Annotated in this window: 13 protein-coding genes; 6 read left to right on the top strand and 7 right to left on the bottom strand. The window is 61.2% G+C overall.

Annotated features, from left to right (window positions below; all coding sequences use genetic code 11):
- The first annotated feature begins 16 nt into the window (after positions 1–16).
- The 4 genes from ACI2KS_RS09440 to ACI2KS_RS09455 all read left to right on the top strand — a co-directional run bounded on the left by ACI2KS_RS09440 (position 17) and on the right by ACI2KS_RS09455 (position 3,172).
- Entirely contained in the window at positions 17–838 is an 822-nt protein-coding gene (locus ACI2KS_RS09440; protein WP_404619362.1) for a CheR family methyltransferase, read from the top strand.
- Positions 835–1,452, top strand: coding sequence for a chemotaxis protein CheB (locus tag ACI2KS_RS09445; RefSeq protein ID WP_404619364.1), 618 nt, complete (start codon positions 835–837; stop codon positions 1,450–1,452). Before ACI2KS_RS09440 ends, ACI2KS_RS09445 begins: the two co-directional genes overlap by 4 nt.
- Positions 1,446–2,627, top strand: a complete 1,182-nt coding sequence (locus tag ACI2KS_RS09450) for an ATP-binding protein (protein WP_404619366.1) — start codon at positions 1,446–1,448, stop codon at positions 2,625–2,627. Before ACI2KS_RS09445 ends, ACI2KS_RS09450 begins: the two co-directional genes overlap by 7 nt.
- 167 nt (positions 2,628–2,794) lie before the next feature.
- A complete protein-coding gene (locus ACI2KS_RS09455; RefSeq protein WP_404619368.1) occupies positions 2,795–3,172 on the top strand; it encodes a response regulator in 378 nt (125 codons plus the stop codon).
- On the opposite strand, the gene ACI2KS_RS09460 is transcribed toward ACI2KS_RS09455, so the two are convergent.
- From ACI2KS_RS09460 to ACI2KS_RS09470, 3 genes are all read right to left on the bottom strand, one after another.
- Positions 3,169–3,315 carry a hypothetical protein gene (locus ACI2KS_RS09460; protein ID WP_404619370.1) on the bottom strand — a complete coding sequence of 49 codons (147 nt, stop codon included), beginning with the start codon at positions 3,313–3,315 and terminating at the stop codon, positions 3,169–3,171. The genes ACI2KS_RS09455 and ACI2KS_RS09460 overlap by 4 nt on opposite strands.
- 243 nt (positions 3,316–3,558) lie before the next feature.
- Positions 3,559–5,589 carry a response regulator gene (locus tag ACI2KS_RS09465; protein WP_404619372.1) on the bottom strand — a complete coding sequence of 677 codons (2,031 nt, stop codon included), beginning with the start codon at positions 5,587–5,589 and terminating at the stop codon, positions 3,559–3,561.
- Positions 5,586–7,115 carry an ATPase domain-containing protein gene (locus tag ACI2KS_RS09470; protein ID WP_404619374.1) on the bottom strand — a complete coding sequence of 510 codons (1,530 nt, stop codon included), beginning with the start codon at positions 7,113–7,115 and terminating at the stop codon, positions 5,586–5,588. Before ACI2KS_RS09470 ends, ACI2KS_RS09465 begins: the two co-directional genes overlap by 4 nt.
- 241 nt (positions 7,116–7,356) lie before the next feature.
- Here ACI2KS_RS09470 and ACI2KS_RS09475 point away from each other — a divergent pair, with 241 nt between their 5' ends.
- Both ACI2KS_RS09475 and nudC read left to right on the top strand, forming a co-directional pair.
- Positions 7,357–8,169, top strand: a complete 813-nt coding sequence (locus ACI2KS_RS09475; protein ID WP_404619376.1) for a crotonase/enoyl-CoA hydratase family protein — start codon at positions 7,357–7,359, stop codon at positions 8,167–8,169.
- A 90-nt stretch (positions 8,170–8,259) separates the two neighbouring features.
- On the top strand, positions 8,260–9,096 hold the full coding sequence (gene nudC, locus ACI2KS_RS09480; RefSeq protein ID WP_404619378.1) for an NAD(+) diphosphatase: 837 nt from the start codon (positions 8,260–8,262) through the stop codon (positions 9,094–9,096).
- A 4-nt stretch (positions 9,097–9,100) separates the two neighbouring features.
- Here nudC and ACI2KS_RS09485 read toward each other — a convergent pair whose 3' ends face one another.
- The 4 genes from ACI2KS_RS09485 to ACI2KS_RS09500 form a co-directional block, all read right to left on the bottom strand.
- Positions 9,101–9,880 (bottom strand): TSUP family transporter, encoded by a 780-nt coding sequence (locus ACI2KS_RS09485; RefSeq protein ID WP_404619380.1) that lies wholly within the window; start codon positions 9,878–9,880, stop codon positions 9,101–9,103.
- A gap of 209 nt (positions 9,881–10,089) precedes the next feature.
- Positions 10,090–11,229 (bottom strand): Gfo/Idh/MocA family protein, encoded by a 1,140-nt coding sequence (locus tag ACI2KS_RS09490; RefSeq protein ID WP_404619382.1) that lies wholly within the window; start codon positions 11,227–11,229, stop codon positions 10,090–10,092.
- Positions 11,230–11,440: 211 nt separating this feature from the next.
- Positions 11,441–12,208 (bottom strand): SDR family oxidoreductase, encoded by a 768-nt coding sequence (locus ACI2KS_RS09495; protein WP_404619384.1) that lies wholly within the window; start codon positions 12,206–12,208, stop codon positions 11,441–11,443.
- A gap of 20 nt (positions 12,209–12,228) precedes the next feature.
- A complete protein-coding gene (locus ACI2KS_RS09500; RefSeq protein WP_404619385.1) occupies positions 12,229–13,296 on the bottom strand; it encodes a phosphotransferase family protein in 1,068 nt (355 codons plus the stop codon).
- Positions 13,297–13,473 lie beyond the last annotated feature (177 nt).

Genomic DNA, 13,473 nt, shown 5'->3' on the forward strand with positions numbered 1-13,473 from the left:
AGACCAGGTTGCACCGATGCCCCATGAGCGAGACACCGAGATCGAGCTGCGCCTGCTAATCGAGGCGATCTACCTGAAATACAGCTATGACTTTCGCGACTACTCAGGCGCGTCGGTGAAACGACGCGTGGCGCATGCCCTGCGTCAGTTCGAGCTCAAGACCATCTCTGCCTTGCAGGAACGCGTGCTGCATGACCCGTCGGCGTTCATGCAGTTGCTGCAATTCCTGACCATACCGGTCAGCGAAATGTTTCGCGATCCCTCGCACTTCCTGGCCATCCGCCAGGAAGTGGTGCCGCTGTTGCGCACCTACCCCTCGCTGAAGATCTGGATTGCCGGCTGCAGCACGGGCGAGGAGGTGTACTCGATGGCGATCCTGCTGCGTGAAGAAGGCTTACTCGAACGCACCATCATCTACGCCACCGACATCAACCCCAGTTCCCTGGAGAAAGCCAAGCAGGGCATTTTCTCCATGGAGAACGTTCGCGCCTACAACGAAAACTACCTCAAGGCCGGCGGCAAGCGGCTGTTTTCCGAGTACTACACCGCCGCCTACGACTACGCCATTTTCGACAAGACCCTGCGGGAAAACGTGACCTTCGCCGACCACAGCCTGGCCACCGACAGCGTATTTTCCGAAACGCAGCTGATCTCCTGTCGCAATGTGCTGATCTACTTCAACAAGAAGCTGCAGGACCGGGCATTCGGGCTGTTTCACGAGTCGCTGTGTCATCGAGGCTTTCTGGTGCTGGGCAGCAAGGAAACCCTCGAGTTTTCGGGCTATAAAGATCAATTCGAACCCTTGGTCAAACAAGAGCGGATTTATCGCAAATCATGAGAACGTCCTTTCCCGATACTCCTCAGGGCGCGCTTGCGCTTCCCAGGGTCGACGCCATTGTGGTCGGTGCATCTGCCGGCGGGGTCGAGGCGTTGCTGACGATATTCCGGCCGCTGCCCAAGGGCTTTGGTTTGCCGATCATTGCCGTGCTGCACCTGCCCGACGAGCGCCGCAGCCTGCTGGCCGAAGTGTTCAGCTCGCATCTGGCGGTGCCGGTCAAGGAAGCCGATGACAAGGAGGTTATCAAGCCCGGCACGCTGTACTTCGCCGCGCCCGGGTATCACCTCTCGGTGGAGGCGGATTTGACCCTGTCGTTCAGTCAGGAGGAGCGGGTTTTCCACTCTCGTCCCAGCATCGACATCCTCTTCGAATCTGCCGCCGATGCCTATGATGCAAAGCTTGCCGGGGTGTTGTTGACCGGTGCCAATAATGACGGTGCCAGGGGTATGGCACGAATCAAGGAGTACGGTGGTCTTACCGTGGTCCAGGACCCGGCCCAGGCATTGGCGCGTACCATGCCCGATGCGGCGCTGGCCCTGCATACACCGGACTTTCTCCTGCCTTTGCCCGACATTGGGCTGTTGCTTGTCGAGCTGGAACGAATTGCATGCTGAGTGAAATCAAAGCCAAGTTGCTGATCGTCGACGATCTGCCGGAAAACCTGCTGGCCCTTGAAGCGTTGATCAAACGCGAGGACCGTCAGGTGTACAAGGCGTTGTCGGCCGACGAAGCCCTATCGCTGTTGCTGGAGCACGAGTTCGCCATGGCGATTCTCGACGTGCAGATGCCGGGCATGAACGGCTTCGAGCTGGCTGAGCTGATGCGCAGTACCGAGAAAACCAAGAACATCCCTATTGTCTTCGTCAGCGCAGCGGGCAGGGAGCTCAATTACGCCTTCAAGGGTTATGAAAGCGGCGCGGTGGATTTTCTCCACAAGCCGCTGGATATCCACGCGGTCAAGAGCAAGGTCAACGTCTTCGTCGATCTCTACCGCCAGCGCAAAGCCATGAAGCAGCAGGTCGAAGAGCTCGAGCGCAGCCGGCAGGAGCAGGAAGCGCTGCTGCGCGAGCTGAAGTCGACGCAGAACGAGCTCGAGCACGCGATCCGCATGCGTGATGACTTCATGTCGATTGTCTCCCATGAGGTGCGCACGCCGCTCAACGGGCTGATCCTGGAAACCCAGTTGCGCAAGCTGCATCTGGCCAAGGACAACGCCTCGGCCTTCACCATGGACAAGCTCAAGGCCATGGTCGAGCGGGACGAGCGCCAGATTCAGAGCCTGATCCGGCTGATCGAGGACATGCTCGATGTGTCGCGCATCCGCACCGGCAAGCTGTCGATTCGCACCCATCCATTCGACCTGGCCGAGCTTGCGGTCAATCTGGTGGAAAGCTACGCCGCGCAGATTTCCGCCGCGGACAGTGTCGTGACCCTGCATGCCAGCGAGCCGGTGATCGGCGTCTGGGACGAGTTCCGGATCGAGCAAGTGCTGGCTAACCTGCTGACCAACGCCTTGCGCTATGGCGCTCACAAGCCGATCGAGGTGCGGGTGTATGCCGAGGGCAATGAGGCGCGGGTCGAGGTCAAGGACCGGGGGATCGGCATCAGTGTGGAAAACCAGAAGCGCATCTTCCAGCAGTTCGAGCGCGTGTCGGCCAGTCATGCGGTATCGGGGCTGGGCCTGGGTCTGTTCATTTCCGAGCAGATCGTCGCCGCCCATGGCGGCAAGATCAGCGTCGAGAGCGAAGAGGGCGACGGCTCGCTGTTTCGCGTCAGCCTGCCGCTGTGAGTGCCGATCCGGCCCGCGATGCTCGGGCCAGAGCGCTGCCGCCAACGTTTAAACCTGCGGCGTTTAATCGGTCGTGACCGTCCAGGTAAATATCTGATTTTTCTGCGCAACCTCCTGGGCGGGCCATGGTCGTAATGGCAGCTATTTATAAGATCGAAGGCGTTCCAATGAGCTCTGATGCAGAAAATGTCGTACTGATCGTCGAAGACGAGCCGCTGATCCTGATGCTGCTGTCCGACTATCTGTCGGGAGAGGGGTATCGGGTGCTGCAGGCGGAAAACGGCGAGCAGGCATTCGAAATCCTCGCGACCAAGCCCCATCTGGACCTGATGATCACTGACTACCGCCTGCCCGGTGGCGTGTCCGGGGTGATGATTGCCGAGCCCGCGGTCAAGCTGCGTCCGGAACTCAAGGTCATTTTCATCAGTGGTTATCCGGCGGAAATCGTCGAGTCCGGCAGCCCCATCGCGCGCAAGGCGCCGATCCTGGCCAAGCCGTTCACCATGGAAACCCTGCATTCGAAGATTCAGCAATTGTTGAATTAACCCGTCACCCGCACGCTTGCGCCCGACACTGTGGTCTCAGGTTTGCTGACGCTTCGCGCCAGATCGTCGGCAAGCCGGACTCCCACGCCCTGCGGGCAGAAGCAATCGACATCCGCCGTGCTGCGGGCAGAGGCGATAGACATCTGTCGTCCTTCGAACCGAAGCGATCGACCTCTACTGCGCCGCGTGCTGTTGATTCTGGCCGCAGGCCGTGGCAGTCCGGCTTGCTGATGATCTGCCGGACACCGGCAGTAGTATCAGACGGCTCGGTGCGTCAGGTGCATACCGTGGGTAAGGTTGGCTGACGCTTCGCGCCAGATCGTCGGCAAGGTGGAGCGCCACCCGGCAGACTCCCACGCCCTGCGGGCTGAAGCGCTGCAGGAATTCTACCCCTCAATCATCTCCCGCACCTTGGCGGTCAACTGGTCGAAGGCGAACGGCTTGGTGATCATCTGCATGCCGGTGTCGAGAAAGCCTGCGCGCACGTTGGCGTTTTCCGCGTAGCCGGTAATGAACAGCACCTTGAGCTGCGGCCGCAGCTGACGCCCGATGTCGGCCAGTTGCCGGCCGTTCATCCCCGGCAGGCCGACATCGCTGATCATCAGGTCGATGCGCTGCGTGGATTCGAGGATCGGCACCGCACCGACCGCGTCACCGGCTTCCAGGAAGGCATAGCCCAGCTCGCCCAGCACTTGGCTGACCAGCGCGCGCACCGCCGGGTCATCTTCGACGATCAGAATGGTTTCGCCATCCTGAGCCTCAACCGCCTTGTGTTCGACAGCCGCTTCGTCCTCATCGCGGGCGCCATGAAAGCGCGGTAGAAACAGCTGTACCGTCGTGCCGTGCCCGACCTGACTCTCGATCGACACATGGCCGTGGGACTGCTTGGTGAAGCCGTAGATCATCGACAGACCCAGGCCTGTGCCCTGGCCGATCGGTTTGGTGGTAAAGAACGGATCGAAGGCCCGGCTGATGACGTTTTCCGGCATGCCACAGCCGGTGTCCGTGACGCTGAGCACCACGTAATCGCCAGGCAGAAGGTTTTCATAGGCGTTGGTGAAATCACGATCGAGCTTGCGGTTGAAGGTCTCGATCATCAGCATGCCGCCGTTGGGCATCGCATCGCGAGCGTTGAGCACCAGATTGAGCAGGGCGCTTTCCAGCTGGTTGGGGTCGGCCTCTGCGGTCCACAGCTGCGGGTCCAGGCACATGTCCAGGCGGATGCTTTCATTGACGCTGCGATGCAGCAGCTCGCCCATGGAGTTGACCAGTTCGTTCATTTCCACCGGCTTGGTATCCAGCGACTGCCGGCGCGAAAACGCCAGCAGCCGGTGCGTCAACGCGGCGGCACGGTTGGCCGAGGTCACGCCCAGGTCGATCAGGCCGTCGAGGTCCTCGGTGCGGCCGCGCGCCAGGCGGCGTCTGAGCAGTTCCAGGCTGCCGATGATGCCGGTCAGCATGTTGTTGAAGTCGTGGGCGATGCCGCCGGTCAGCTGTCCGACCGCCTCCATCTTCTGAGACTGGCGCAGCACCTCTTCGTTGTGCCGCAGCTGCGAGGTGCGCTCTTCGACCTGCTGTTCCAGGGTTTCGTTGAGGCGCCGCAGCTGGGTTTCAGCCAGCTTGCGTTCGGTGATGTCCGAGGTGACCCCGGCCAGCAGGCTGACCCGACCGTTGCGCGCTCGTGTGGCCCGGGCGCGCACGTCCACCCAGTGCAGCGAGCCGTCCGGCCAGATGTTGCGAAATTCAATGATGAAGTCATCACCGGTATCCAGACTGCGTTGCAGCGCTGACTGCATGCGCGGCTGATCCTCGGGATACACCGAGTCGAGCCAGTCGTGATAGGTGAAGGGCGCCTCCTCGTCGCGCCCGTAGTGGGTCTTGCTGATCGCCGAGAAGTGCAGCTCGAGAAACTCCGCTTCCAGTTGCCAGGAGCCCAGGCGCCCGGCCTTGAGCGCGTGCTGCAGGCGCTGCTCGCTTTCCAGAAGGTCTTCCATGCGGCTGCGTGCGTCGTATTGACGACGACGCCCGCGCACCGCGGTGATGACCAGGCTGACCAGGGTCGCCGGATGGAAAGGGCGCTCCAGGAAGGTGACGTTACCGAGCATCTTGCCCAGGCGGCCCGAATGATTGTGCTCCTGCACGCCGTGATGGGTCAGCAAGACGATGGGCAGATCCGACCAGGTGGGCTGGTTGGCCAGCAGCCCCAGCAGTGGATTGAGCTCGACGCCGCGCAGGGCTTCGTCGGCGATGATCGCCAGCCCCGCACCCGAACTCAGTTCCTTGCACAAACTGGCCAGATCGTGGCTGATGATCGCCGGAAAGCCGGCTTCCTGCAGGATCATCAAGGCGATCTGGCTGTCCCTGCCGCGTGGGGCGAGGATGATTGCACGTTCCGACAGTTGCCCCGGTGTGCTCACACTTCCTCATCCCGCAACAGCGGATTGCTTTCACCGAAGTAGTGAGGCACGCCGCGCAGGACACCCTGGAAGTCTTCCAGTGGCGCACCGATTTTCAAACCGGTACCACTGATGCGGTATTCGCGAATGGTCGACTCATGGGTCCCCGTACGTTTCTTGATGATGGAAATGGCTCGGCGAACTTTGCCCAGTGCTTCGAAATAACGCAACAGGATCACGGTGTCGGCCAGGTAGGTGATGTCCACCGGGGCGCGCATGTCGCCCACCAGGCCATGCTGCGCCACGGTCATGAAAGTCGATGCGCCCTGGCGGTTCAGGTACAGCAACAGCTCATGCATGTGCAGCACCAGGGCGTTTTCTTCAGGCATCGCCGCCTGGTAGCCATTGAGGCTGTCGATGACCACGGTGCGGATTTCTTTCTCGTCGACACTGCGCCGCACCCGGTGGGAAAACTCGCCCGGCGAAAGCTCCGCCGCATCGACCTGTTCGATCAGCAGGTTGCCGGTCTCCTGCAAGGCTTTCAAGTCGATGCCGAGCTTTTTCATGCGCTCGAACAGCAGGCCCATTTCCTCATCGAAAATGAACAAGGCGACCTTTTCCCCGCGCGACACGGCAGCGGCGGCGAACACCAGTGAGATCAGCGATTTGCCGGTGCCCGCCGGACCCAGGATCAGGGTGCTGGAGCCGCTGTCGATGCCGCCCCCGAGCAGTTCGTCGAGTTCATCGATATCACTGCTGATCTGCCGGGTCGTGTAACCGCTGCGGTGTTCGGCGGCAACCAGACGGGGGAACACGTGAATGCCGTCTTCCATGATGTTGAAGTCGTGGTAACCGCCACGGTATTTCTGCCCACGGTACTTGACCACGCGCATGCGGCGGCGCTCGGCGCCGTAAGCCGGGGTCAGTTCCTCAAGGCGGATCACGCCATGGGCCACGCTGTGCACGGTCTTGTCCAGGGACTCGGTGGTCAGGTCATCGAGCAATACCACGGTTGCGTCGTAGCGCGCGAAGTAATGCTTGATCGCCAGGATCTGCCGGCGATAACGCAACGAACTCTGTGCCAGCAGGCGGATTTCCGACAAGCTGTCGATGACCACGCGCAGCGGCTTGACTCGTTCCACGACCTCGAAAATCTGCTTGGTCGCTTCGCCCAGTTCAAGGTCGGACGAATACAGCAGGCTCTGCTGATGTTCAGCGTTGAGCAGGTCTTCAGGCGGTGTCAGCTCGAATACGTTGATGTGTTCGCCCAGCTCCCAGCCGTGGGATCTGGCGCCGTCGCGCAGTTCGCGCTCGGTTTCCGAAAGGGTGATGTACAGCCCGCGCTCACCCGCACTGGCGCCAGCCAGCAGAAACTGCAGAGCGACGGTGGTCTTGCCGGTTCCGGGTTCTCCTTCAAGAAGAAATACATGACTGCGTGAAAGTCCACCCGCAAGGATGTCATCCAGGCCCACGATGCCGGTTGCCGCTTTTGATGTGATCAAGAATCGCCCTCTTGCGACCTGAGAAAGGGGTAGAACAGCGATCATCGACCAGCTGTTCTGGCAGCTGCATGAACCGGCTGATTCCGGCGCTTTGCTGCCACCACACTGGACAATGGTCCAAGGTGACCGTTCAGTTTATTTAGTGGCCTATTGCTGTGCCAGCGCCCGGGTAAAGCGGGCGCGTCCGGCAAATGGCGCAACCGTGGCCTGCGGCGCAGGGACGGGATTGATATAGTCCGACGTCAGGGGTTTTTTACCCTTCACAGACTTTTCAAGGATCATCGCCGTGTCCGACTACAGCGCTTTCAAGGTTGAGCTGACTGACCACATCGCCCACGTGCAAATCAATCGCCCGGAGAAAATCAACGCCATGAACGCGGCGTTCTGGAGCGAAATCATCGATATTTTCCAATGGATCGAAGACACCGATGATGTCCGCGTGGTGGTGCTCAGCGGTGCCGGCAAGCATTTTTCTTCCGGGATCGACCTGATGTTGCTGGCGTCGGTGGCCAACGAACTGGGCAAGGATGTCGGGCGCAACGCACGGTTGCTGCGGCGTAAGATCCTGCAGATGCAGGCATCGTTCAACGTCGTCGACCGTTGCAGCAAGCCGGTGCTGGCCGCGGTGCAGGGCTATTGCATCGGCGGTGCGATCGATCTGATCAGTGCCTGTGACATGCGCTACGCGGCGGCCGATGCGCTGTTTTCGATTCGCGAGATCGACATGGGCATGGCGGCCGACGTCGGCACCCTGCAACGCCTGCCGCGCTTGATCGGCGACGGCATGATGCGCGAAATGGCCTACACCGGGCGCAATGTCGAAGCTGACGAGGCGCTGCGCATGGGCCTTGTGAACCGCACCTTCGCCGACCTTGCGCAGTTGCTCGACGGGGTGTTTGCCATCGCCAGGCAGATCGCCGAGAAATCCCCGATCGCCGTCTCCGGCAGCAAGCGCATGATCGGCTACATGCGCGATCACAGTGTCGACGATGGTCTTGAATACGTTGCCACCTGGAACGCTGCCATGTTGCAATCGGCGGACCTGAAACTGGCAATGGTTGCTCACATGGGCAAACACAAGCCAGTCTTCGACAATTGACCGGCGATCCGGGATCGGCCGGCGCCTGCTGCCGTTGAGCGCTCAGCCCTGAGTGCCGACGGCGCAGCGCGCAACTAAAGGAGTGCTTTGATGACGCGCCCCAGGCGTTGGACCACCGCTGTGCTGGATACTCAAGCAGCCGGAGGTTGGGCCGTGGTTCACAGTGACCAGGGTTTTCTGCTGGACGGCAGCGGGGTGATGTTTCCCCGCGAATGGCTCAAACGCCAGGAGTTGCCGCTGATCAGCGAACACGGGATCGGCCATTTCGATGGCGAACCGGTGTACGTTCAGGTGCTCAGGCAACCGGTGCAGCTGGAGGGTACGAGTTGGCAAACCTTGCGCCAGTTCATGCTGGGTGATGACGCCGACGTGTTCCAGAAGCTGGCGTACGCCGCGCAAATCAGCACCTGGGCCCGCGAGCATCGCTTTTGCGGCAGCTGCGGTCAGCCGATGCAGCAGGTCCCTGGGGAGCGCGCCATGTATTGCCAGGCCTGCGACCTGCGTTCTTATCCGCGTATCTCACCGAGCATGATCGTGCTGATCACCCGCGGTGACGAAGTCTTGCTGGCCCGTTCGCCGCGTTTTGTGGCCGGCGTGTACAGCACCCTGGCAGGCTTCGCCGAGCCGGGTGAGTCGGCTGAAGACTGCGTGCGCCGCGAGGTGATGGAAGAGGTGCAGATCAAGGTCAGGAACATCGAGTACAAGGGCAGCCAGTGCTGGCCGTTCCCCCACTCGATGATGCTGGGTTTTCATGCCGAGTACGACAGCGGTGAGATCGTGCCGCAGGCCGATGAGATCGAAGACGCGCAATGGTTCAGCATTCACGACATGCCACCGTTGCCGGCCAGTCGTTCCATCGCGCGGTTTCTAATTGACCTTTACCTGGCCCAGCGCTCAGGCGCGCCAGAACCGCTGCTGCCCGGCTGACGGCTCAGGCGCCGCCGAACCAGTGTTGCCAGGCCAGGCGCACGGTCAGCCCCAGCACGACGGTGATGAACACAGGGCGGATGAACTTCGCACCGCCCTGGATCGCCGTCCGGGCGCCCAGGAATGCGCCGACCATCAGGGCCGAGCCCATGGCCAGGCCGATCACCCAGTCCACCGATCCATTGATCGCGAAAATCGTCAGCGCCGCAGCGTTGCTGACGAAGTTCATGCTGCGTGCCACACCGCTGGCTTTCACCAGATCCACCGGATACATCAGCAGCGTGCTGACGGTCCAGAACGCGCCCGTGCCAGGCCCGGCCACACCGTCATAAAATCCCAGGCCCAGGCCTTGCGGCAGCTGCCATCGGGTCTTGATGGGCGCATCGCTGTCGAGCGGCGCCTTGGGCGTGCCACCGAACAGCAGGTACACACCGCAGGCGAAGACAATCACCGGCAGCATCTGGTTGAGCACTTCGGCGGGCAGATAATGGGCGACCACCGCGCCAATCAGAGACCCCACCGCAGTCCCGACCAGTGCCCGAGTCCATTGCCTTGGGTGGAACAACTTACGTCGATAGAAGGTGAAACCCGCGGTGGCCGAGCCGAAGGTCGAGCTGAGCTTGTTGGTGCCCAGCACCAGGTGCGGCGGCAGGCCGGCGGTGAGCAGTGCAGGGGTCGTCAGCAGGCCGCCGCCGCCGGCAATGGCATCGATGAAACCGGCGACGAAAGCGACCAGGGCAAGTATCAGCAGGGTGCTGGGATCAACAGTGAGTTCGAACGGCATGGACATGGCTTACTTGGCAGACGGGCGCAATGGCTGCCCGGAAGTGCGGCATTCTACCTGTAAGCGTTTGTGTTTGGCCCCCATGTCGGCGATCTGCTTGTGATTCTGCCCTCAGGCTGTAGCAGTCCGGCGTGCCGGCGCGAGCGACCTTGAATTGCTACCGCCGGCAAGCCGGAGTGCTACAGGTAAGCGCTGCGGCGAAAAACCATTCAAATATCCGAAACCGTCACCCAGCGCATTTCCCTGGCGGCAATCCGTATCGCCGCCGCCAGGCGCTCGATGTGCATCGCCTCGGCGAAATCCGGTCCCTCGTTACCCTGTCCGCACAGGGCCTGGATCAGCGCATGCACTTCCAGCGTCTTGAGTTCGTTGTAGCCCAGTTGATGCCCGGGAGCAGGGCAGAAGGCTGCATAACCCGGTTGGCTCGGCCCGGCGAGAATCCGCTGGAACCCGTCGCGTCCAGGCGCGCCGGCACGATACAACTGCAATTCGTTGAGCCGCTCCTGATCGAACGCCAGCGTGCCTTTGGTGCCGCTGATTTCGAAGCTCAGGTGGTTTTTGTAGCCGTGCTTGAGCCAGCTGCTGGCGAAGGTGCCACGCGCGCCATTGGCAAATCGCAGCAGGGCGTAGGTCTGATCATCAATGGCGATCTGGCGCTGCTCCTGGCCACCTTGGGTGGCGGGGCGTTGTCGGTGAACGGTTTGAGAATCGGCACACACCGCCTCGACGTCGCCCAGCAGGTAACGAGCCATGGCCAGCAGATGACTGCCCAGATCGGCCAGCGCGCCCCCGGCGTGGGCCGGTTCGCAGCGCCAGGACCACGGCGATTGCGCGTTCGCCATGAAGTCTTCGCTGAACTCGCCCTGGAAACTGACGATCTGCCCCAACTCGCCGTTTGCGATCATCTGCCGGGCCAGGCCGATGATCGGGTTGTGTTGGTAGTTGTAGCCCACTCGGGTCACGACACCGGCGGCCTTGGCTGCGCTTTGCATTTGCCGCGCCTGGTCCAGACTCACCGCCAGCGGCTTTTCGCAATACACCGCTTTGCCGGCCTCAAGGGCGGCCATGGCCATGGGAAAGTGCAGGTGATTAGGGGTGGTGATGGCGACCAGATCGACGCTCGGGTCGTTGATCAGCTGCTGCCAGTGGGCATGACTGCGATCGAAACCCCATGCCCGCGCGCATTGTTCGGCGCGGGCAGCGTCGGCGTCGGCCAGCGCGGCAAGTCTGAGGTTTACCGGCAGTTCGAAGGTGCTGCGGGCGTTGTGAAACGCCATGGCGTGGGCCCGGCCCATGAAGCCCGTACCGATCAGGCCGACCCCCAGATCCGGAAGAGATGAATCGCGCATGACAGCGTCCTTGAGGAGTGTTGTTGTGCGCAAAATGTATTCTGCAGCGGAGCTGGATGGAATCTTTATTCCATCAAAAAAGCCTCAGGTTCGCCTCATTGGCGTCATCGCTGACCTGTAGCAGTCCGGCTTGCCGGCGGTGGCATGTTTGAAACCGTCACCGCTGGCAAGCCGTGCTGCTATACGTCTGTCTGGTTGTGCAAGCGTTGCGTCAGGACAAGAACCCGCCATCCACATTCAATGCAACGCCGGTGGTGTAACTCGAGGCATCGCTGGCCAGGTACAACACGGTCCCGGCCATTTCACTTGGCGCGGCGACGCGTTTGAGCGGAATCTGTTGCAGGGCGACGTTGAGGATTTTCTCATTGCCCACCAGCGCCGAAGCGAACTTGGTGTCGGTCAGGCCCGGCAGCAGTGCGTTGCAGCGAATGCCGAACTGCGCGCATTCCTTGGCGAAAACCTTGGTCATGTTGATCACCGCTGCCTTGGTCACCGAATAGATGCCCTGAAACACGCCGGGTGAAACGCCGTTGATCGACGCGACGTTGATGATGCTGCCGCCACCGTGCTCACGCATCAGCTTGCCGGCTTCGACGGACATGAAGAAGTAGCCACGAATGTTGACGTCGACGGTCTTCTGGAACGCGCCCAGATCGGTGTCCAGCACGTTGCAGAACTGCGGGTTGGTCGCAGCGTTGTTGACCAGGATGTCCAGGCGCCCGAATTCCTCGCGGATGCGTGCGAACACGCCGGTGATCTGTTCCATCTCGCCAATGTGACAGGCGATTGCCGTGGCCTTGCCTCCCTCGGCAATGATGGCGTCGGCGACATGCTGACAGCCATCGATCTTGCGGCTGGACACGATCACATGGGCGCCTTGCTGGGCCAGCAGCCTGGCGATGGCCTCGCCAATACCGCGGCTGGCGCCGGAAACGAAGGCGATCTTGCCGTCGAGGTCGAACAGTTGAGTCTTGGACATGTTGTCTTCCTTATCGTCAATCAGAGGCTTGAACGGTCGATCACCTGCAGGGCCATGTGTTCCAGCAGCTTGTTCATGTGGATGAACTGGGCAAAGCGTTTGTCCTGGGTCTGACCATGGAAAAAACGGTAGTAGATCTGCTGCACGATGCCGGCCAGGCGAAACAGGCCATAGGTGTAGTAGAAGTCGAAATTGTCGATGGCAATCCCCGAACGCTCGGCGTAATAGGCCACGAACTGTTCACGGGTCAGCATGCCGGGGGCATGGCTTGGCTGGCGGCGCATCAGTTGCACGGGCGCAGGATCATCCGCCTCGATCCAGTACGCCAGGCTGTTGCCCAGATCCATCAGCGGGTCTCCCAGAGTGGTCAGCTCCCAGTCCAGCACACCGATGATCTGCATCGGGTTGTTCGGGTCCAGAATCACATTGTCGAAGCGGTAATCGTTGTGCACCAGGCTTGAGACGGGATGGTCGGCCGGTCGCTTTTCGTCCAGCCAGCGCGCGACTCTTTCCCAGCTTGGCGCATCGGCGGTACGGGCTTTCTCGTAGCGCTCGGTCCAGCCGCGAATCTGCCGTTCGACATAACCCTGCGGTTTGCCCAGGTCGCCCAGGCCGCAGGCGTTGTAATCGACCTGATGCAGGTCCACCAGTTTGTCGATGAAGCTTTTGCACAGCGCCTGGGTCTGGGCGGCATCGAAATTCAGCTCCCCCGGCAGTTCGGAGCGCAGGATGATGCCCTTGACCCGTTCCATCACGTAGAACTCGGCGCCGATCACCGACTCGTCGGTGCAGTGCACGTAGGCCTTCGGACAGTAGGGGAAGGCGTGCTTGAGCTGATTGAGAATGCGGAACTCGCGGCCCATGTCATGGGCGCTTTTTGCCTTGTGGCCGAACGGCGGACGGCGCAGCACCAGCTCTTGCCCGGGGTATTTGAGCAGGTAGGTCAGATTGGAAGCGCCACCGGGAAACTGGCTGATCTGGGCGGTGCCGCTCAGGCCCGGGATCTGGGCTTTGAGGTAAGGGTCGATCAGCGCTGCGTCGAGCTCTTCGCCGGATCGAACCTGGGTGGATTGGTCGGTTAGCGCCATGCTTATCCCTGCTGTTTATTTTGGATGGCTATGATCATTGACTAATCTAATGTGTCGCCGGCCCCTCTCACAAGCCGCACAGGGCCTTATTGGCGAGCGTGTTACGGGTCGATCAGCGGCCTTGATTCATCCCTGTGGCAAACCACGGCGCGAAAAAAAACCGAAGTTTCAGGGCTT

Source organism: Pseudomonas sp. NPDC087358 (genome assembly GCF_044900785.1).
Taxonomy (GTDB): Bacteria; Pseudomonadota; Gammaproteobacteria; order Pseudomonadales; family Pseudomonadaceae; genus Aquipseudomonas.

What these genes read in the sequence shown, in the direction of transcription:
- ACI2KS_RS09440 (WP_404619362.1), top strand. Translation starts at nt 17, where the DNA reads ATGCCCCATGAGCGAGACACCGAGATCGAGCTGCGCCTGCTAATCGAG.
- ACI2KS_RS09445 (WP_404619364.1), top strand. Translation starts at nt 835, where the DNA reads ATGAGAACGTCCTTTCCCGATACTCCTCAGGGCGCGCTTGCGCTTCCC.
- ACI2KS_RS09450 (WP_404619366.1), top strand. Translation starts at nt 1,446, where the DNA reads ATGCTGAGTGAAATCAAAGCCAAGTTGCTGATCGTCGACGATCTGCCG.
- ACI2KS_RS09455 (WP_404619368.1), top strand. Translation starts at nt 2,795, where the DNA reads ATGAGCTCTGATGCAGAAAATGTCGTACTGATCGTCGAAGACGAGCCG.
- ACI2KS_RS09460 (WP_404619370.1), bottom strand. Translation starts at nt 3,315, where the DNA reads ATGTCTATCGCCTCTGCCCGCAGCACGGCGGATGTCGATTGCTTCTGC.
- ACI2KS_RS09470 (WP_404619374.1), bottom strand. Translation starts at nt 7,115, where the DNA reads ATGATCGCTGTTCTACCCCTTTCTCAGGTCGCAAGAGGGCGATTCTTG.
- nudC (WP_404619378.1), top strand. Translation starts at nt 8,260, where the DNA reads ATGACGCGCCCCAGGCGTTGGACCACCGCTGTGCTGGATACTCAAGCA.
- ACI2KS_RS09485 (WP_404619380.1), bottom strand. Translation starts at nt 9,880, where the DNA reads ATGCCGTTCGAACTCACTGTTGATCCCAGCACCCTGCTGATACTTGCC.
- ACI2KS_RS09490 (WP_404619382.1), bottom strand. Translation starts at nt 11,229, where the DNA reads ATGCGCGATTCATCTCTTCCGGATCTGGGGGTCGGCCTGATCGGTACG.
- ACI2KS_RS09495 (WP_404619384.1), bottom strand. Translation starts at nt 12,208, where the DNA reads ATGTCCAAGACTCAACTGTTCGACCTCGACGGCAAGATCGCCTTCGTT.
- ACI2KS_RS09500 (WP_404619385.1), bottom strand. Translation starts at nt 13,296, where the DNA reads ATGGCGCTAACCGACCAATCCACCCAGGTTCGATCCGGCGAAGAGCTC.